This is a genomic window from Cupriavidus sp. 09_S30, from assembly GCF_056930435.1.
The window spans coordinates 2,333,889-2,353,436 of record NZ_JBXOWI010000001.1 but is presented as its reverse complement, the minus strand read 5'-3'; the positions used below and the strand labels follow the sequence as shown (position 1 = coordinate 2,353,436).

General features: G+C 63.6%; 10 protein-coding genes. 5 read left to right on the top strand and 5 right to left on the bottom strand.

Annotated features, from left to right (window positions below):
• Nucleotide 1 precedes the first annotated feature (1 nt).
• The 4 genes from glgB to AC1Z3O_RS11095 form a co-directional block, all read right to left on the bottom strand.
• Complete coding sequence (glgB, locus tag AC1Z3O_RS11110) at nt 2–2,257, bottom strand: 1,4-alpha-glucan branching protein GlgB (protein WP_483515772.1); 2,256 nt, start codon at nt 2,255–2,257, stop codon at nt 2–4.
• Between the two features lie 24 nt (nt 2,258–2,281).
• Nucleotides 2,282–5,653, bottom strand: coding sequence for a maltose alpha-D-glucosyltransferase (treS, locus tag AC1Z3O_RS11105; RefSeq protein WP_483515771.1), 3,372 nt, complete (start codon nt 5,651–5,653; stop codon nt 2,282–2,284).
• Nucleotides 5,654–5,710: 57 nt separating this feature from the next.
• The gene (locus AC1Z3O_RS11100; RefSeq protein WP_483515770.1) at nt 5,711–9,055 is read right to left on the bottom strand and encodes an alpha-1,4-glucan--maltose-1-phosphate maltosyltransferase; all 3,345 of its coding nucleotides are present in this window, start codon (nt 9,053–9,055) and stop codon (nt 5,711–5,713) included.
• 210 nt (nt 9,056–9,265) lie between these two features.
• Nucleotides 9,266–9,586, bottom strand: coding sequence for a hypothetical protein (locus tag AC1Z3O_RS11095; protein WP_483515769.1), 321 nt, complete (start codon nt 9,584–9,586; stop codon nt 9,266–9,268).
• A gap of 367 nt (nt 9,587–9,953) precedes the next feature.
• Between AC1Z3O_RS11095 and AC1Z3O_RS11090 the strand changes: the two genes are divergently transcribed.
• On the top strand, nt 9,954–10,421 hold the full coding sequence (locus tag AC1Z3O_RS11090; RefSeq protein ID WP_483515768.1) for a BON domain-containing protein: 468 nt from the start codon (nt 9,954–9,956) through the stop codon (nt 10,419–10,421).
• Between the two features lie 252 nt (nt 10,422–10,673).
• Here AC1Z3O_RS11090 and AC1Z3O_RS11085 read toward each other — a convergent pair whose 3' ends face one another.
• Complete coding sequence (locus tag AC1Z3O_RS11085; RefSeq protein ID WP_483515767.1) at nt 10,674–10,820, bottom strand: DUF3096 domain-containing protein; 147 nt, start codon at nt 10,818–10,820, stop codon at nt 10,674–10,676.
• Between the two features lie 544 nt (nt 10,821–11,364).
• On the opposite strand from AC1Z3O_RS11085, the gene AC1Z3O_RS11080 reads away from it, so the two are divergent.
• From AC1Z3O_RS11080 to AC1Z3O_RS11065, 4 genes are all read left to right on the top strand, one after another.
• On the top strand, nt 11,365–12,378 hold the full coding sequence (locus tag AC1Z3O_RS11080; RefSeq protein ID WP_483515766.1) for an SGNH/GDSL hydrolase family protein: 1,014 nt from the start codon (nt 11,365–11,367) through the stop codon (nt 12,376–12,378).
• A 343-nt stretch (nt 12,379–12,721) separates the two neighbouring features.
• Nucleotides 12,722–13,054 (top strand): ElaB/YgaM/YqjD family protein, encoded by a 333-nt coding sequence (locus tag AC1Z3O_RS11075; protein WP_483515765.1) that lies wholly within the window; start codon nt 12,722–12,724, stop codon nt 13,052–13,054.
• 1,320 nt (nt 13,055–14,374) lie between these two features.
• The gene (locus AC1Z3O_RS11070; RefSeq protein ID WP_483515764.1) at nt 14,375–15,037 is read left to right on the top strand and encodes a recombinase family protein; all 663 of its coding nucleotides are present in this window, start codon (nt 14,375–14,377) and stop codon (nt 15,035–15,037) included.
• Nucleotides 15,038–15,111: 74 nt separating this feature from the next.
• The gene (locus AC1Z3O_RS11065) at nt 15,112–19,164 is read left to right on the top strand and encodes a CheR family methyltransferase (RefSeq protein ID WP_483515763.1); all 4,053 of its coding nucleotides are present in this window, start codon (nt 15,112–15,114) and stop codon (nt 19,162–19,164) included.
• Nucleotides 19,165–19,548: the final 384 nt, after the last annotated feature.

Genomic DNA, 19,548 nt, shown 5'->3' with positions numbered 1-19,548 from the left:
CTCAAACGTGCCGGCCGGCGTACTGCAACACCAGAGTGGCCAGTGGCGGCAGAGTCAGGGCGAGCGACGCCGCGTGTCCGTGCGAAGGCTGGGCGTCGCTCCTCACCATACCACCGTTGCCGACGTTGCTGCCACCGTAGCAGGCTGCGTCGGTGTTCAACCGTTCGCGCCAGCAGCCAGCGAACGGCACGCCCACCCGATAGCCGCGGCGAGGCACGGGTGTCATGTTGACCACCACCAGCACCACCTCCTCGCTGTCCGGTGCGGCACGGCGCAGCCAGGCGAATACGCTGTTCTGGTGATCATCTCCGACCACCCACTGGAAACCTTCAGGACGGTGGTCCTGCGCGTGCAAGGCGGGCAATTCACGGTACAAGGCGTTGAGGTCCCTCACCAGCGCGTGCACGCCGCGGTGCATGGGCTGGTCGAGCAGCGTCCAGTCGAGTTCACTGTCGTGGTCCCATTCCTGCCACTGCGCCAACTCGCCGCCCATGAACAGGAGCTTCTTCCCCGGATGCATCCACATAAAGCCGTAGTAGGCACGCAGGCCGGCAAAACGCTGCCAGTCGTCTCCCGGACATTTGCCGATCAAGGAGCCCTTGCCGTGCACGACTTCATCATGCGACAGCGGCAAGACGAAGGCCTCGGACCACGCATAGATCAGGCCGAATGTCATGTCCTGGTGGTGCCAGGCGCGGTGTATCGGATCGTGAGCCAGGTAGCGCAGGGTGTCGTGCATCCAGCCCATGTTCCACTTGAAGTCGAAGCCCAGCCCGCCGCTCGCGGTGCTGGTGGTCACGCCCTGCCAGGCAGTGGATTCTTCCGCGATGGTCAGCGTACCGGGGCAACGCTCGTGGACCACGGTGTTGAGCTCGCGCAGGAAGGCCACTGCCTCCAGGTTCTCGCGCCCGCCGAAGCGGTTGGGTACCCATTGGCCGGGGCCACGGCTGTAGTCGCGGTACAGCATCGATGCCACCGCATCCACGCGCAGCCCGTCGGCGTGGAAGTGCTCCAGCCAGTGCAGCGCACCCGCAAGCAGGAAGCCGCGCACCTCGTGGCGGCCCAGGTTGTAGATCAGAGTGTTCCAGTCCTGGTGGAAGCCTTCGCGCGGATCCTGGTGCTCGTACAGCGCGGTACCGTCGAAGTGGCCCAGCCCGTGCGGATCGGTCGGGAAGTGCGCCGGCACCCAGTCCAGGATCACGCCGATGCCGGCCTGGTGGCAACGGTCGATGAAGGCGGCGAAGGCTTGCGGTGGCCCGAAACGGGCGGTGGGCGCGTAGAGCGACAAGGGCTGGTAGCCCCAGGAACCGCCGAAGGGGTGCTCAGTCACCGGCAGGAACTCGATATGGGTGAAGCCCAACGCCGCCACATAAGGGATCAGGCGCTCAGCCAGCAGTTGCCATCCGTGCACTGGGTCGTTGGCGGCGCGCAGCCAGGAACCGGCATGGACCTCGTAGACGGACATCGGCATGGCGTAGATGTCGGCCGCCTCGCGCCGGCGCATCCAGTCGTCGTCGTGCCATGAGAAGCGCGGTGCCGAGATGCCAGGCGCGGCTACCATGGATGCGGTGGCCGGTGGCGCCTCGGTCGCGAGCGCCACAGGGTCTGCCTTGTCCGGCAGTTCTCCTCCAGTCGAATCGAGCAGGTCGAACTTGTACCGGCAGCCAGGCCGCGCACCCATGTCAGCCGGGATGAACAGTTCCCAGACGCCGCTCGGGTGGCGCAGCCGCATCGGGTGCCGCGCCGGTTGCCAGCCATTGAAGTCGCCGATCACCGACACGCGGCGCGCATTCGGTGCCCACACCGCGAAACGCACGCCCTCTACACCTTCCACTGGCCGCCACTGCGCGCCAAGGCAGCTGCCTAATTCGAGATGGCGGCCCTCTGCGATCAGGTGGAGGTCCAGCTCGCCCAGCAGCATCCCGAAGGCATAGGGATCCAAGCCGCACTGCTCGCTGCCGTCCGGCCAGCGGATCCGCAATCGATAGCCGGAGGCGCCGGCGGGCAGCCGCCCGGCGAAGACGCCGCCCGCGTGCAAGCGCTCCATGGGTGTCAGCTGGGCGCCCTCGGCATCGGCCAGCGCTGCGGAGACCGCGCCCGGCAGGCAGGCCCGCACCACCAGCCCCTCGCCGCCATCGGGATGCGGTCCGAGTACGGCGAAGGGATCGGGATGGCGCGCAGACAGCAGCGCCCGCAGCTCGCCTTCCGGAAGCGTGGCTCCGCGGCGTCCATCGGTCCTGTCTTCGGCGGGCTTCATTGCGCCTCCTTCATTGCGCCTTCCTCATTCCGGCTCCGGATCGGCCGCCAGCAGCTTGCTCACCAGGCGTGCCAGTCCGCTGGTGGGCAGGTCGATCCACGCCACGCGATTGGCGGCCTCGTACGCCACTTCGTAGGCTGCCCGCTCCAGCAGGAACAGATCCAGCAGCGGTTGTAGCTGGTCGGGTTGGACCCATGGCGTGGTGCAGGCTTCCAGCTGCTGCTGGTAGGCGCCGAGGAAGGCTGCTGCGGCGGTGGTGCGGAAGCGCTCCAGCAACGCTTCGCGGCGCTGCGCCATCGCCGGGGAAAGCTCGGCGTGGGTCCGCTCCTGCCGGTCGGTGCCGACGGTGGCTGCGGCGTAGTCGAGCGAGCGCAGCAGGCCGGCAACGTCGCGCAACGGCGACGTCTTGCGCCGTCGCCATGTCAGCGGCTGGCCGGGTTCGCCTTCGAAGTCCACCAGGTAGGTGTCATTCTGGGCGATCAGCACCTGGCCGAGATGGAAGTCGCCGTGAAAACGGGTTTGCAGGCAGCCGGGCGCCGCGCTGGCGAGTTGGGCTACCAGCCCGGTCAAGGCCGGGCGGGCCTCCAGCAGTACCCGCACGTCGTCGCCAAAACGGGCTTGCGCGGGGTCGGATGCATCGATCGGGAACGTTTCCAGCAGATCCAGTGCGCGCTTCAGCCAGACCATGGCTTGCTCAGCCCAAAGCCCGGTCTCGGCCGCGGTGGCAGGCTCGGGCGCGAAGGCGGCGTCCTCGGTAGGCCGTGCGAGCACCGCGTGGAGTTCCGCCAGCCGCCGGCCCAGCGTGCCGACCATGGTGGCGTAGCCGGACATGGCCTCGTCGAACTCGTCCTCACTCTCCTCCGCAGGCAGAGCGTCGTCGATGGCGCGGCCCAGGTAGTCCAGGGTCCAGTCCCAGCCATTGCCCTGGTTGGGGATATAGCCCTGCAGCAGCATCAGGGTGCGTGGCTCGCCGTCGGCGTCGGTGCGCACGACCTCGCCGAGCAGCGGGGCGCAATGGGGGTAGCCCTGGCTGGTCAGGTACCGGGTCATTTCCGCCTCGGGATGGAGGCCGCCCGACAGGCGGCGCACCAGTTTGAGCACGGCTGCGTTATCGAAGGCGAGCGAGCTGTTGGACTGCTCGGCAGACATCCACTGGATCTTCTCCTGCTCCGGCATGACAGCCGCCAGGCCAGGCTCTGCCAGGAAGCGGATGGTTTCCCGCGGGCCGCGCAGCTCGGTGCCGGCTCGCAGGGCTCGAACCACTTCGCGCGCAAACAGTTCCAGCGCGAAGCCGTCGGTTGCCAGTCCGATCCGGCTGCCCTGCCGCACGCGCGCCATCGACAGGCCGTGGGCAAGTTGCGATATGCCGTCGGGGTTCTCGCGGTCCCACAACAGGCCGACAGGTAGCTGGTAGTGCTCCGTGCGCCCGCTGGCAAGCTGCACTTCAATCTCGCCCAGGTAGATATCCTCGCCGGAATCGCCTCGCGCAAGGGGGAGCATGTAGGCCAGCGACGCACGGCGGATGCCTTCATCCTTGGCGCCGAACCAGCGGCGGCGGCCGATGTAGGGAGGGAGCACCTCGTCGTTGAACAGGCGGCGCGAGGCTTCGGTCAGCTCGGCGTGCCCCTTGTACTGCAGCACCAGTGTGATCTGGTCCGGCATCTGCTCGGGTGCTTCCACATGCCAGGAGGGCGGCTGTGCATCTTCGCTCAGCAAGAACCAGTAGAAGCCGAAGGGCGGCAGGGTGAGCAGGTAGGTCAGCGTGCCAATGGCGGGAAATGGCGTCGCCCCCATCATCTCCACCGGCACCCGGCCATTGAAGGCGGACAGATCCAGCTCCACCGCCTGTGGCGCACGCGCGAGGTTGGCCACGCACAGGATGTGCTCGTCGTCATACTCGCGCAGGTAGGCCAGGATCTTGCGGTTGCCGGGGAAGATGAAGCGCAGTGTGCCGCGGCCGAAGGCGCGGTGCTTGCGGCGCAATGCCAGCATCCGACGCATCCAGTTCAGAAGCGAATGCGGGTCGCGCGTCTGCGCCTCCACGTTGACCGCTTCATAGCCGTACAGCGGTCCCTGCAAGGGGGGCAGGACCAGGCGCTCGGGGTCGGCGCGCGAGAAGCCGCCGTTACGGTCCGGAGACCATTGCATGGGCGTGCGCACGCCGTCCCGATCCCCCAGGTGAATGTTGTCGCCCATGCCGATCTCGTCCCCGTAGTAGATCACCGGCGTGCCTGGCATGGAAAACAGCAGGCTGTTCATCAGTTCGATGCGTCGGCGGTCCCGCTCCATCAGCGGCGCGAGGCGGCGTCGGATGCCGAGATTGATGCGGGCGCGGCGCTCCGAAGCATAGACTTCCCACAGGTAGTCGCGCTCGCTGCTGGTGACCATCTCGAGGGTGAGCTCGTCGTGGTTGCGCAGGAAGATTGCCCACTGGCAGCCATCGGGCGCCTCCGGGGTCTGACGCATGATGTCGGTGATGGGAAAGCGGTCTTCGCGCGCGATGGCCATGTACATGCGCGGCATCAGCGGGAAGTGGAAGGCCATGTGGCATTCGTCGCCGCGATCGTCCGCCGGGTCGGTTCCGAGTCCGAAGTACTGCTGCGCGTCCTCGGGCCACATATTGGCTTCGGCCAGCAGCATCCGCCCTTGGTAGCGCGAGTCCAGGTGGGCACGGATCCGGCGAATGATGGCATGCGTCTCCGGCAGGTTCTCGTTGCTGGTGCCTTCGCGCTCCACGAGATAAGGTACCGCGTCCAGCCGCAGCCCATCCACGCCCATGTCCAGCCAGAATCGCATAACGGACAGTACCGAGTCGAGCACGTGCGGATTGTCGAAGTTGAGATCCGGCTGGTGGGAATAGAATCTGTGCCAGAAGTACGCGCCGGCCTGCGGGTCCCAGCTCCAGTTTGATTTCTCGGTATCGCAGAAGATGATGCGCGTGCCTGCGTAGGCCTGGTCGTGGTCGGACCACACATAGTAGTTGCGCGCGGCCGAGCCGGGCTTGGCTCTGCGCGCCCGCTGGAACCAGGGATGCTGGTCCGACGTATGGTTGATGACCAGTTCGGTGATGACGCGCATGCCTCGGGCATGGGCGGCACTGATGAAGCGCCGCGCGTCGGCGAGGGATCCGTAGTCGGGATGCACGTTTCGATAATCGGCAATGTCATAGCCGTCATCGAGGCGTGGCGAAGGGTAGAAGGGCAGCAGCCAGATCGTGTCGACGCCGAGGTCGGCCAGGTAGTCCAGCTTGTCCAGCAGGCCTGCAAAGTCGCCCACACCGTCGCCGTTGGCGTCGTAGAACGACTTGATATGCAACTGGTAGATGACCGCGTCCTTGTACCAGAGCGGGTCGGCATTCAGTAAGGCGACGTTCGCGTGTTCGCCGAGTCGCTTCATTCCTGTCTCCTTGTCCCTGTCCTTGTGCCGGTCGCGTGCTGGCCCCTCGTTCTCCCGTCACGCTCCATGGTGTTCCGCGAACGCGCCTGCACGAGGCGAGGCAGCGCGGCGGTTGCCACCGATTGGCACGACGTGCCAGACCGAGAACGGCAGTTGCGCCGGATCCAGGCGGATGTGCTGATGCTTGCCGTGCAGTTCGAAGCGGTGGCCGTCCATCAGGTCTTGTGCAGCGATGCCGCCGTGGTCGGGCAGGCCCCATTCCCACAGAGGGATTTCTATGTGGGCTGCCTGTGCATGCCGCGGATCGACGTTGACGGCAATCAGCAATACGTCATCACCGAAGCCGTTTTCCTGGTCGCGCAGGAAGCGCGCGAAATACAGGATGGCGTCATTGTCGGCACGGTAGAAGCGCAGCCCCAGGTGGTTCTGCAGGGCAGGGTGATCCAGGCGTATCCGGTTCAACCGCGCGATCTCCGCGACAATGTTGCCGGGCTGGTGCCAATTACGGGGGCGCAACTGATACTTCTCGGAATCCAGATATTCCTCCCGCACCTGGCCATCCAGCACAAGCGGCGCGGACTCACACAGTTCAAAACCGCTGTACATGCCCCAAAGGCCGGACAGTAGCGAGGCCAGTGCGGCACGGATCAGGAAAGCGGGCCGGCCGCCGTCGTGCAGGAAATAGGGGTTGATGTCCGGTGTATTGACGAAGAAGTGCGGACGGAAGAACTCACGCAGCGGACTTTGCGTCAACTCGGTCAAGTATGCCTCGAACTCGGCCTTGGTGTTGCGCCAGGTAAAGTAGGTGTAGGACTGGCTGAAGCCCAGCTTGGCAAGGCGCGCCATCATCTTTGGCCGCGTGAAGGCCTCGGCGAGGAAAATCGCGTCTGGGTGGCGGGTGCGGATATCCGCGATCATCCACTCCCAGAACGGCAGCGGCTTGGTGTGGGGGTTGTCCACGCGGAAGATGCGCACGCCTTGTTCCACCCAGAACATCACGACATCGCGCAGGGCCTGCCACAACGCGGCCGCCGCGGGTGCCGCGGCGTAGAAATCCACGTTCACGATATCCTCATACTTCTTGGGCGGGTTTTCCGCATAGCGAAGCGAGCCGTCCGGGCGCCGCGTGAACCATTCCGGATGCGCTTTCAGCCAGGGATGATCCAGCGAGCACTGGATAGCGAAATCCAGCGCCAGTTCCAGCCCCGCCGCGGCTGCGGCGTCGCGCAGGCGGCGAAAGTCCTCAAAGGTGCCGAGTTCCCGATGCAGGGCATCGTGGCCGCCGTCCTCGGCACCGATCGCATAGGGGCTGCCGGGGTCGCCCGGCCCGCACCGCAGGCTGTTGTTACGCCCCTTGCGATGTGTCCTGCCGATGGGATGGATGGGTGGGAAGTAAAGCACGTCGAAGCCCATGGCGCGAATGGCGGGCAGGCGCGCGATGACATCGTCGAAGGTGCCGTGGCGCCGGGCGTCTCCGCTCTCCGAGCGCGGGAACAGCTCATACCAGCTGGCGAAGCGGGTGGCCAGTCGCTCGGCTTCGACCGGCATGGGCGTCGGGTAGCGGCTGGCGAAAGGCCGCCCCGAGGGAATCTGCATGGCCTCGTGCATCGCTGCCGCGGTACGTGGCTCGAGCAGGATTTCAAGCCTCCGGGCGTCATTGCCGGCGCAGGCGGTCAGTTCATCGACGATGCTGTCGAGGCCGCCGTCCGCTGGCAGCGCTTCGCAGTCGGCTGGCAACAGGGCATCGGCCACCAGGCGCGCGCCTTCTTCGATCTCGAGCGAAATGTCCACCCCGACGGCGAGCTTCTTGCCAACTTCGTCGAGCCAGCTGGCAAACGGGTCCCGCCAGGCTTCCACCGTGAACTCGTGGCGGCCGAGCGCCGCCAGCGGAAAGCTGCCCTGCCAGCGGTCGTTGACCACATGATGCATCGGCGCCTCGTGCCAGTCCTCCTCATCGGGGCCGCGCCACAGGACGGCCGCGGCAAGCTTGTCGTGCCCGTCCATCCAGATATCGGCACTGACCTCGACGCGTTCGCCCACCAGGCGGCGTACGGCAAATCGTCCAGCATCGCAGGACGGCTCCAGCTGCTCGATGGCGACTCTTGGCGCTTCCAGCGCAGCCACCACGCTGCCCAGGCCCGAGGCGCTGATGGCTTCGCCCGGGTGCGCTGTGCGGACCGCAGGACCGTGTATCGGCGCAGGCACTACGCGGTACAGGCGAAGGTCTGCCGGAGCCAGAGTGATGCTGGCCTGGGCATCCAGCTGGACAGCGGCGAGTTCGCCTCCCGGTCCGCCGGGAGACAGCTCCAAGCGTGCAGCCGGACATGGGAGGCTGGCCAGGACGTGGTCGGCACCCAGGACCCCCCGGTCGATCGTGCTTGGGTTGACCACCACCGCGAGTGTGTCCTCGGGCGCGGCCGCAGCCTCGCTGACGCATGGCTGGGGCAGGCGCGCCAACACAGTGAGCGGTGCGTCGTACCCCGTCAGCAGCCGCAGCGACAAGGCTGGCGCGGCGGCGCCGCGCGCCTCCAGCCAATGGTTCGCTTCCATGACTTCATGGGTGATGTCATAGGGCGCGCCGCCGTACGATCCACTGTCCTGTCCCAATGCATCGCTGTCCCCGAGGCCCCCTGTCTCGAACCCGGCCGGCACCAGAAGGCCGTCGCCGATGGCCGCCGCCGCCCATAGTGCACGCCGGGCCGATAGCGCGTCCTGGCAGGTGGGCCCAAGCGATGGCGCGGCAAGTACGCGGCCGAAGCTGCGCAACCGTGCCATCTCCTCCATCAGCCAGGTACTGCGGAAGTCCCACCATGGAAGAGAACAGAATGCCCCATCGAAATGCCCTTGCGCCAGGTCTTCAAGCTGCGCCGGCGACATGCCTGGGGTCCAGGCGAGAAGCAGCGGGACCTGTGCAGAGGATGAATCGCCGCGCAGCGCGGTAGTCAGCTGTGCCCAGTGGCGGCCGGGCACCCGGCCCGGCGCGCGCAGGCAGAACCCCGCCGCACCGGCTGCCACCACAGCATCGAGTCGGGTCGCCCACCACGCCGCCAACGCCGCGGCGATATCCGGGTCGTGCCACCGCAGGCGGACACCCGGGAGATGGCTGTCGGTCTCATGCGGGGCAAGTGCCGTCGCAGAATGGTCGATCCAGCCGGGATCCATGTTCACGCCATGCGCCGGGTAGCGGTCCAGCGAAACGTCCAGCAAGGAGGCCAGGCCGTTTCGCTCGCTGATGGCACAAATTTCAGCAAGAGCGGCCAGCGCCTGATGGTCACCCGGCGCCTGCGCTGCCCAAGCGCTGAGCAGAACATGGTCGAAGCCGAGCGCTGCAATACGCTCGAGCGTCTCATTCAGTGTTTCCGGCGCGGTGACGGGAGGTAGATTGAGTTGGCAGATCCGCAAGAGAGTCGTTCTCCTATTCCTTCTTGACGGACGGCGGTGCCATGCAGTCATCTGCACCGAATAGGCGTACAGAGATCCCTTCGCCATTGGACGAATGCGGCAGGCCTTGCGACTGCCATGACGGATTGCACTCTGCCGAAAGGACCGGTGATGGGCGGCGTCTATCGTATGTCTTGATTTTTAGGGTGTGCTGCGGGATTGTGCTATCGGCTAGCGTCCTACTTTCGCGAATCGCGAAAGGCGAAGCGCGCAAAGAAGCACGGCAGGTAGGGAAGTGCTTGGTGCGCGGCCTGCTCGCCGAGGCGTCAGCTGCTGCGAGGTGGACTGCGAATTACTGGCACCTGCGGCCGCGCGCATGACGTCCATGCCGAGATGGTGTTCACGCGCAATGTTTACCGCGTGGAGGGCGAGCCAGTCGGCTCGAATGGCGAAGACATCCATGCGCCAGTTGTGAGGTCGGGCGAGATTCAGGCGCACGATATCCAGGCGCATGTGATTGAGGCGGACGCCCTCTATGTTCACGACCTTCATGTGGACCGTTGACCGTACGCGGTCTGCAATCCGCACTGACGGGCCGCAGGCTGAGGTCGATGACGTCGCATCGGGTGACGCAAAGCCGGGCGACCTGGCGTGCCGTCAGCCCTCGCTTGCGCCTGCCACGTCCACCAGTGCGTTCCTGCTCACTGATTGCGTCGCCGCAAAGGGAAGAGTGCGTCAAGTGTTGGTGTAGCGGGCAGACGTGTTGGAACGTAACACCCGTATCCATCTGCAACCGAAACACGGCTTGGCTGGAACTCGATGCGTGAGGGCGGTCTGTTTGTTAGTGGGGGTCAAGGGGCGTGGATGTGGAGTGACTGCGCATTCGCGATTCGTTAGCCCATACGATAAGGAGGCTGTGATGAAATCCGTCGAAAAGCTATGCGTAGCAACGTTCGTCGGTTTGGTTGCCTTGACAGGGGGTGCCAAGTCTTTGTCTGGTAATGGCACGCTGATTGCGGCCGCGGGTGATGTACCGCCTGCGACTGGCGGGCCAGGCACGTCCGTCTATGACAGCGGCAAGGCGATGCAGAAGGAGGAAAGGAGCGCTACTTCGCCGGCCATGCCGGCGGCTCCGGGTACGCCCGCAGCCGAATCAAGCAAGGGAATAACAATAACAACTGACGGCGCGATTACCAAGAAGGTGGAAGCCCAGCTACTCGTGACGAAGGACCTCAATGCCACTGGCATCAAGGTCACCACCAAGAACGGCGTGGTGCATCTTGGCGGCCATGTGAAAAACGACAGCGAGCGTCTGTCTGCGCTTAACGCCGCCAGAGCCGTGCAGGGAGTCAGCGGAGTGGAAGACGAGATGCACGTCAGCAAGTAAGTTGGCCGTCGCGATGTTGCCTGAACAGGCGTTTTGAGTGAGGCAGCGATGCCGGCATGAGGCGCTTCTTTCAGCTTGCTCCATCCGGCGGCAGCACGACCTGCACGGCCGCCACGCCGATTCAAGCCGACGGGCTACGCAGCGCGTGCAAGGGTTCGTGTCATCGCAAAACGGCGCAGCATATGGAGTTGAAGACGCAAAAATCTTCCAAAGGGCGTCTGAAACGAAGTGGGAGACTGCGTCCGCTTACACTCAGTGCAGATGTCCGCCAAACAGTCCTAGCAAGCCGATGACGATAAGATAAATGGCGACAATGTAGTTAAGCAGCCGCGGTATGAGAAGAATCAGGATCCCAGCGATCAGCGAAATGAGAGGGCCAACGCTGGTGATGATGGTCACGATGACTCCCTGGAATTGGCGTGCTCGGGTGGTAACAATGCCGATGGCTATAGTCGCCTGCTTGCTGATTATCCACCGTACGCCAACGTATGTGGGGATTGCAATACGACAGCGGATGGAAGGCGGGGAAGGGGGCGCGTTGATGCTCGCCGGGCTGCGTCACCAATAGCCAGCCAAAGTTGCTGGGTCGGCAATTCGCTGCCCTACAATGAAGTTCGGCGAGCGTCCCGAATTCGATCTCAACTCTGCCGCCTGCCTACCGAAGGGGAGGTGCGCACCGGGCGATACCGGTTTGACGGTCGTGGCCGGCTGGCTTCTATTGTCGGTCGACCGCGCTGCCATTTGACTCGGCCCTGGCGCAGGGCATTTTTGATCATTTTTTGCAAATCTGTCGCCACTTCAATGCCCGCGCGGATGGTGAACCCAGGACCATAGCGCATGTTTTTTGCTTGACGAAGGCTGCTTATCGCAAGATCGATAGGCAGGCTGGCGACAAGCTCGCCGCACGAGGGCATCTCCCCGGCCAATTCGCGGTGGAGGAGCGATGAAAAGAAGCAATGACAAGGTACGTGCTGCAGTTCTTGCCGTCGTGATTTCACTGCTTACCGCATGCGGAGGGGGCGGAGGCGGCTCGAGCGGCACGACTTCCCCATCGGGTGGCATTCATCTGCAAATAGTCTCGTTCGGTGACAGTCTGTCAGACGTCGGGACCTATGCGCCGATCGCCAGCGCGGTCGGCGGAGGGCGTTTCACGACCAATCCGGGGCAAGTTTGGACTCAGGATGTTGCCCAATACTATGGCGATACGCTCACTGCAGCGTTTACGATCGACGTGACTCATCAGTTGAGTGCACAAGGCGGCCTCGGCTATGCGGAAGGCGGAGCCACAGTGGCGACGCCGGCAAACCTGTACGATTTTCTTACCGATGTGATCGGCAATGTCGAAATGCCAGTCAATCAACAGGTTTCGTCCTATCTGACCACGCATGGGAGCTTCAACGCCAATCAACTGGTGCTGGTCTTCGCTGGCTCGAACGACGTACTTCGCGCCGGGGCGTTGCCGGCCGCAGCGCAGACCGTGCAGACGGCGGCAACCACCCTGGCTCAGGTGGTCGCGCAGATCGTCCAGAATGGCGCTGCGCATGTCGTAGTGGTCAATGTCCCGAATATCGGGGTATCGCCCAAAGGCATCGCTTCGCCCGACGGTGGGGCAAATCTCACGCAGCTATCGCAAATGTTCAACGATAGCTTGAACGCCGCCCTGCAGGCCGATGGCCTGCAGGGCAAGGTCATCCAGGTCGATTCCTATACATGGGAGAACGGGATCATTGCGAACTTTCAGGCCAATGGCTTCGCGGTGTCAAACACCGGCGTTGCCTGCGACCCTGCGAAGACGCCTAAGGACACGGCCTTGTTTTGCTCGCCGGCTACCTACGTGACAGCCAATGCCGATCAGACATACATGTTTGCCGATGACCTTCATCCGACAACGCGTCTGCATGCCCTGTTCGCCCAGTTCGTGGAGCAGCAGATTGCAAGTAGCGGTCTCGGTCACTGAGCCCGCGAATAGATTGGCTCATAAGCAGAATCGTCGACTTCTCACACGTTTGGTCTGATCTCGCCTTGCCACCGGGCGCCTCCATCATTCGCCTCTTTGTGGCCGGCTTGATGCGTGCAAATCACGTTTTCCTGGGCTGCTTCGGCGCAAGTACGGGAGCCGCCGAGTGCTCACCTCAATGCCGTCGCTTCCGGCCCGGCCATTGCTTTGCCGTCGCCTGCGGGGCTAGCACTTCGTAGAGAGTTGAGCCCTATCCTGTTGGAGAGCCCATGCAACTCTATAGTGGATAGAGTCAACCGTGCTATTCGGTGTGCTGTGGTGATTTCGTAAGCAGGAGGGCAAGATGAACGACATTCAGTCCGATTATTTGAAGCATAGGGAAGCATTGGCGCGCGACGTCAATGCACTGCTCGCGGACTTGCAGGCGCTGCTGCGGGACGTCGCGAATGAAGCCGGCACGGAGGCCGTGCAAGCGGGCACGGAAGTCAGCGCCCGGCTACGCGAACTGCAGGCGCGGCTGGACTCACTACGTCAGACGGGCCTGGAGCGCGTTTATCGATGGGCTGACACTACCGATGACTACGTCCATGAGCATCCGTGGCAATCCATGGGCACCGTTGCCGCCATTGCGGCGGCCACCGGTGCAATCGTAGCGCTGGCGCTCCAACGGCGGTAGTCGGTGCGGCTTTCCCGCCAGAAGGTGAAACACGGTTGGCAGCGGCATGATAAGCCAGCATGGATCCGGTCACGCTTGCCGCCGATCCTACTGCTAAGGGAAAGCTGCAGCCAGGCGTTCCTTCACGTATGTCATTCGAGTCACCAGATCATTGACCTGGTGCCATGCCATCGTCATGCAATGAAGTTTGATCTGTTATAGGCCCGTGTTTCGGCATCGGGTTGTCGCTCGACGTTTGGCAATGCGCGGCCACAATGCAGTCCATCCGCAACGGTTCGGGGTGGAGGTGCCGCAACATCGGGAAATACAAGCTCGGTGAGCAACATAGTGTAAAGCTCGAAGGCTCTTCTAGCGCTCCATTGCTATCGTGGAACTACTCATTGGAAATTACTCATTGGATTGCTGGGGAATTCCGAATGCGAAGTTTCAGGAGGATAGATGAGGCAATCGTATGATCATTTTATTGCAACGTATCCACTCTTGTCCGGCGAGAACCACTTGGTAGAAGTGTTTGGAGTCGCCATGTGGGAATTCGGTCCATTCGACTCGCTTGGTCGGTGCATTGAGGTGGCGAGCACGATCTTTCCTGGATTGCGGCTCTTCTGCCTGCCAATGCAAACGCGCGAACTGGACGTCGACGCTCTGCACATCTTGGTCAACGCTCGCATCCTGAGCGGCGCGTCGAGGCCGACGTAGCGTCAAAAATTGAAGATTGCTTGCCGCCATCGGGCGGCGTTTTTGTTCTTTCCATCACGCGCGGTAGACCAACTCGATCGAAGCCATCTGATGCAGCAGCGCTACCTTTATGCGGAGCGATGTCCGTTGCGGTCTGCAATCTGCACTGGCGGTCCGCAGGCTGAGGTGCTTGACGTTGGTGAGCGTGGGGCCGGGCGAAGCTGTTCAGCGACAGCTCACGCCACGCTCGCGCCTGTCGGGCGCACCAGGCACCAAGCGGAGCGCCCGGAATGGGGGCAAGCCCGCAGGTGTGAGATGCCTGGGTCGGGCTTCTGGACAGGCGCGACAGGCTTGAATTTCCGATCGCCGAAGACCCAAAGCGGAATGCACCCGGCTGTGGGCCGTTTGATCATTCCGCCCCTGATGCATTAAGGGGGCAATCCGCAGTTCCCGCCGCTTGGACCGACCCGGGCTCGGCCTTGGATCGGCGCGGGGGAGCAGGGTGAATCCGTTGGTCATCTTTGTGCCGTAACCGCCGCGTGAGCGTGGCCTCGGGAATTGCGTCGCGCTCGGGGTGCCAAGTGACGGGAGGCCGCCCAGAAGTGTAAAATTTCGGACACAGACCCTGAGCCGGGAAGGTTCTTCATGCCGTCGACGTTTATCTATTCGAATAGCGCGCCGGACATGGACACACTCGAGCGCCAGTTGCGAGTCGCCGACCGTGCGGGTTACACGGTTGACCTGCGGCGCGCGGTCTGGGAATGTGTGCCGCCTTTGGTTTGCGCGCTCGAGCGCCCGCAATTGGGTGCACTGGTGCAGCGCATGGCACCCGGAGATGCAGTTGTCGCCATGTACCTGTCCTGCCTGGGGCGGAGCGTTCAGGATATCCTTTCGACCATCATGAAATTCCGCAAGCTCAGGGTTGCGCTGTACTGCGTGCAGGTGGGCCGCGCGAACCTCGCCCGGAAGTCCCCGCCGGCCGCTGTGGGGCTGTTGCGTGCCATTGCAGCGCTTGACGAAGCGACCCGCAGCGAGCGTATGCGCGAAAGCGCCGCGCAAGCCAAGGCGAGGGGCAAGCAGCTGGGGCGGCGTCCTGCGCTGGCGCAGCCGGAGCAGCAAAGAATCCTGCAAACGTTGGCGGACGGGGCCTCGGTGAGCGAAACGGCCCGGCGCTTCGGGACTTCCCGCCAGACCGTGCTGCGCATACGCACGGCCCACGCCGGCAACCCGTCCGAGCCAGTCAGCAATGCGCCGGGGGAGCTCGTTGCGGTAGCCTTGACGCCTCCTGAGCGGCAGGGCCGGACATAGCCGCGCCTCAGCCAGGCTCCTGCGACGGCGGCAAGCGACCGTGCCATCGAACACGCTTCTCTGCAAGAATCCACATGTCAACGTCCATCAGTAAAGGGCTGTCCAGCAGCCTCGATTTTCCAGTGATCGGCCTCGGTGCGTCCGCAGGCGGTACCGAGGCGCTGCTCAGCTTCTTCCAGGAGATGCCTGCCGACAATGGCATGGCCTTTGTCATCGTGCTGCACCTCGCACCGGAAGAGAGCAGCCACCTTGCCGGCATTCTGCAGAATGTGACATCGATGCCGGTACAGCAAGTCACGGCGGCGACAGCGCTTGAAAAGAATCACGTCTATGTCATCGCACCGTCGTCAGAGCTGCAAGTGGTCGACGACTATCTGTGCGTAACCAAGCCGGCAAAGCGCATTGGACCGCAGGTCGCGATCGATCTGTTCTTCCGCTCCCTCGCGGAATCGCATCGCGAACGCGCGATCAGCATCATTCTGTCCGGGGTCGGCAGCGACGGCTCCATCGGGCTGGCGCACGTCAAGGAGATGGGCGGGGTGACGCTCGCGCAGAATCCGGAAGACGCCAAGTTCGATGGCATGCCGACCAGCGCGATTGCAACCGGCAAGGTTGACATCGTGCTGCCCGCGGCTGAAATGCCGCAGCGCCTGCTTGAGCTGCGTGACAACGCGCGCGCGATCCGTCTGCCGTTGGCCACGGAGCCCGAGCTTGAAAGTCCGGTCGGTGTCGGGTCCCCACCCCCCAGTCTGCACGACGGCGAGAAGGCCCTGCAGGACATCATGATCATGCTGCGCACGCGCACTTCGCATGATTTCCGGCGCTACAAGCGGGCGACGGTCCTCAGGCGGCTTGAGCGGCGGCTGCAGGTCAATGGCATCCCGGACCTGGCGGCCTACCGTGAATTCCTGCAGCTGCATCCTGAGGAAACGCGCTTGTTGCTGGAGGACATGCTGATCAGCGTCACGCATTTTTTCCGTGACAAGGAAGCCTTCGAGGCGCTGCAGCGCGAGGTGATGCCCGCCTTGTTCGCCGATCGGCGGGAAGAGGGGGAACACATCCGGGTCTGGGCGCCCGGGGTGGCCACTGGCGAAGAAGCTTACTCACTGGCGATGATCCTGGATGAGGCCTCCGCAGCAAGCCCGGCCCAGACGCCGTTCCAACTGTTTGCTACCGACATCGACGAAAAGGCAATTGCTGTGGCCAGAGCCGGGATCTACCCGGAAACCATTGTTTCCGATGTATCGCCGGAGCGGATCAGGCAGTTCTTCAACAGGGACCAGGCGCACTTCCGCGTCAAGAAGAAGCTGCGCGAAAGAGTGCTGTTCGCCCTGCAAAATGTCCTGAGCGATCCGCCGTTCTCCAAGCTTGATCTGGTGTGTTGCCGCAACCTGATGATCTATCTGGACCGGGAAGCGCAGGCGGAGGCCCTGCGCACCTTTCATTTTGCGCTGCGCCCGGGCGGCTACCTCTTCCTGGGGAGTTCGGAATCCGCCGACATGGTGGGCAAGTTCTTCACCGTCGTCGACAAGAAGCATCGCATCTATCGGACCAGCACGACGCCTCGCATCGGCGGCATACCTGCGCTCCATACCGCCGAGTTGCCGGGTCCGCGGCCGATTGCCACCACCGTCGAGCCGGGCGGCAAGCGAAAGTTCTCCTACGGCGATGTTCATCAGCGCCTGCTCGAGCAGTTCGCGCCACCCAGCGTGCTGATCAGTCGCGAATCGGAAATCGTTCACCTGTCGGACCGGGCGGGCCGATTCCTGCACTATGCAGGCGGCGAGCCTTCGCACAATATCGTTTCGGTGGTGCATCCCGAGCTCAGGCTTGAACTGCGCACGGCGATCTTCCAGGCCTTGCAGGGCAATGGCAGCGTCGAGTCGCGGCGCGTTCGCCTGATACGGGACGGCCGTCCCTATTACGTCAAGATGACGGCGCGCCCGGTGCATGACCCCGATGCCGCCGACGATTTTGTGCTGGTGCTCTTTGACGAAGTCGAAGACACCATGGATGGCGAAGGCGGCGCGCGGCGCGAGGGCAGGAAGGATCCAGTGACGGCCCAGCTCGAGCGGGAACTGCAGCGTACGCGCGACCAGTTGCAGGCCACCATCGAGCAATCGGAGACGTCCACCGAAGAGCTGACTGCCTCGAACGAGGAACTGCAGGCCATCAACGAAGAGCTGCGCTCGGCCACGGAAGAACTCGAGACGAGCAAGGAGGAACTCCAGTCCATCAATGAAGAGCTGGTCACGGTCAATGCCGAGCTGAAAGCCAAGGTTGACGAGACCGCGAAGATCAACGATGACCTGCAGAACCTGATCACGGCCAATGATATCGGCACCATCTTCGTTGACCGCGCCATGCGCATCAAGCGCTTCACCCCACGCGCGGCCGATGTGTTCAGCATCATTGCGTCGGACGTGGGCCGATCATTATTCGATATCACTCACCGCCTCGAATACGACGGGCTTGCTACCGATACCGCGGAGGCATTCAGTTCCCTTCGCATGATCGAGCGGGAAGTGAGGAGTACCCACGGACACTGGTACATCGCACGCTTCATGCCCTACCGGACCGCGGAGGATCGCATCGACGGCGCCGTTCTGACATTTATCGACATCACCGCGCGACGCGAAGCCGAAGAGCGCCTGCACGAGGGCGAAAGACGCCTGCGCCTCGTGGCGGAGAGCACGAGGGAGTACGCCATCGTCACCATCGACGACGCCGGGCTGATCGTGACCTGGAACGCAGGCGCATTGCGCATGTTCGGCTTCGAGGAGAGCGAGGCCATCGGGCAGCGCTTCGATTCGCTCTATTCCCGGGAGGAGCGCGAGCAGGGCGTGCCGCAACAAGTCATGCAGAGCGCCCGGGAGGAAGGGCGAGTCGAGGAGGATTGCTGGTACGTACGCAAGGACGATTCGCGCGTGCATTGCAGCCGTGTGCTGATGCGTCTGGACGACGATGGCCTGCGCGGGTTCGCCATCATCGCGCGTGAGGTCGACGTGGGGGAGGCCGAGCGCAAGCGCGACGAGTTCCTCGCCGCAGTGTCGCACAAGCTGAAGAGCCCGCTCAATCTCATCTACGCCAACGCGGAGTTGCTGGCGCGCTCGCCCGAGGCGCGCAGGAGCCTGCAGGTTTCGCGGGCGTCCGACACGATCCGGCGCAGCGCCATGAGCCAGGCAAGGATGATCGATGACCTGCTGGATATGTCGCGTCTTCGCACCGGCGAGTTGACGATCAATTGCACGGCAGTGGACTGGGGCGAGATTGTCAATCGAATCTGCGATGCCCTGGATGAGGAGGCGCGCGACAAGGGTGTCACACTCGAGCGGAACCTGCCGGAGAACCCGATCATCATCCAGGCCGACCTGGCACGCATGGAACAGGTGGTGTGGAATCTGGTCGGCAATGCGCTCAAGTCGCCAGGAGCAGGTCAGGTAAGCGTGAGCCTGGCCGAGGGGGGAAATGACGCGACCCTGCTGATCGACCATGACGGCCGCGGCATTGATGCAGCTCTGTTGCCGCATGTCTTCGACGTGGCCGAGCGCGAACGCCCCTCAACGGGGCGCGACGAGGGGCTTGGCATTGGGCTCTTCCTGGTCAAGGAACTGGTGAGCCTGCACGGTGGGACGATCAAGGCGGAGTCGGCCGGCATCGCATCCGGCGCCCGGTACACCGTGGCCTTGCCGCTGCGCCGTGACATGACCGGAGAGGCCGCCGACGCGCAGGGAAAGGCCTCACCGCTTCAGGGGCTGCATATCCTCCTGGCGGGCGAGGACGCGCCGGAGAACGAAGCATTTCAGGTCTTGCTCGAAGCCGAAGGCGCGACGGTGGCTTGCGCCGATAGCGGCAAGGATGCGGCCCAGGCGGTCGAGAGCGGCACCGTTGACGTTGTACTGTCCGGACTGAACCTGAGTGGAAATGAGCATGACGAATTCCTCTCAGCCCTGCGCGCGAGTTCAGGCAATGCGCGTCTGCCGGTCATCGCGCTCAGCGGGGTCGTACGGCACGGTGACGAGCAGCGCGCGTTGCAGGCCGGATACTCGGCGTATCTGACCAAACCGGTGGTGCTGGACGAATTGCTGGCTGCGATTGCCCACGTTCGCACGGCAACGAATACTTGAGCTCGCCATAGCGCTGGATGATTGTGGACTGTCGGAGAGACCTCTTCTGCAGTGCCCGAGCCTGTACTGTTAAGCGCGGCGGCTGGTCTGGGCGTTCGGTTTTCCGCGATTGAGAGTGAAGCGGTTAAACAGCCCGGAAAGCCGGCACGCAACGAGGTATCGTCTCCGTAACTACGAAATGAGAGCCGCCGCTTTGTCTGGGTTCGCGACCTGGCGGCCAAGCCGGTCGCGACGAACATCTCGCGATTCTTGCGCGGCCTGATTCTGCCATTCACGGGAAGCCTCGAGCTGGTGGCGCACGTGCGTGATGGCACTGTTCTCCTGCCATCGCAGCGTATCTGGGGTGTCCATAAAGCTAGGGTTGCGCACACCAAACTGACAAAG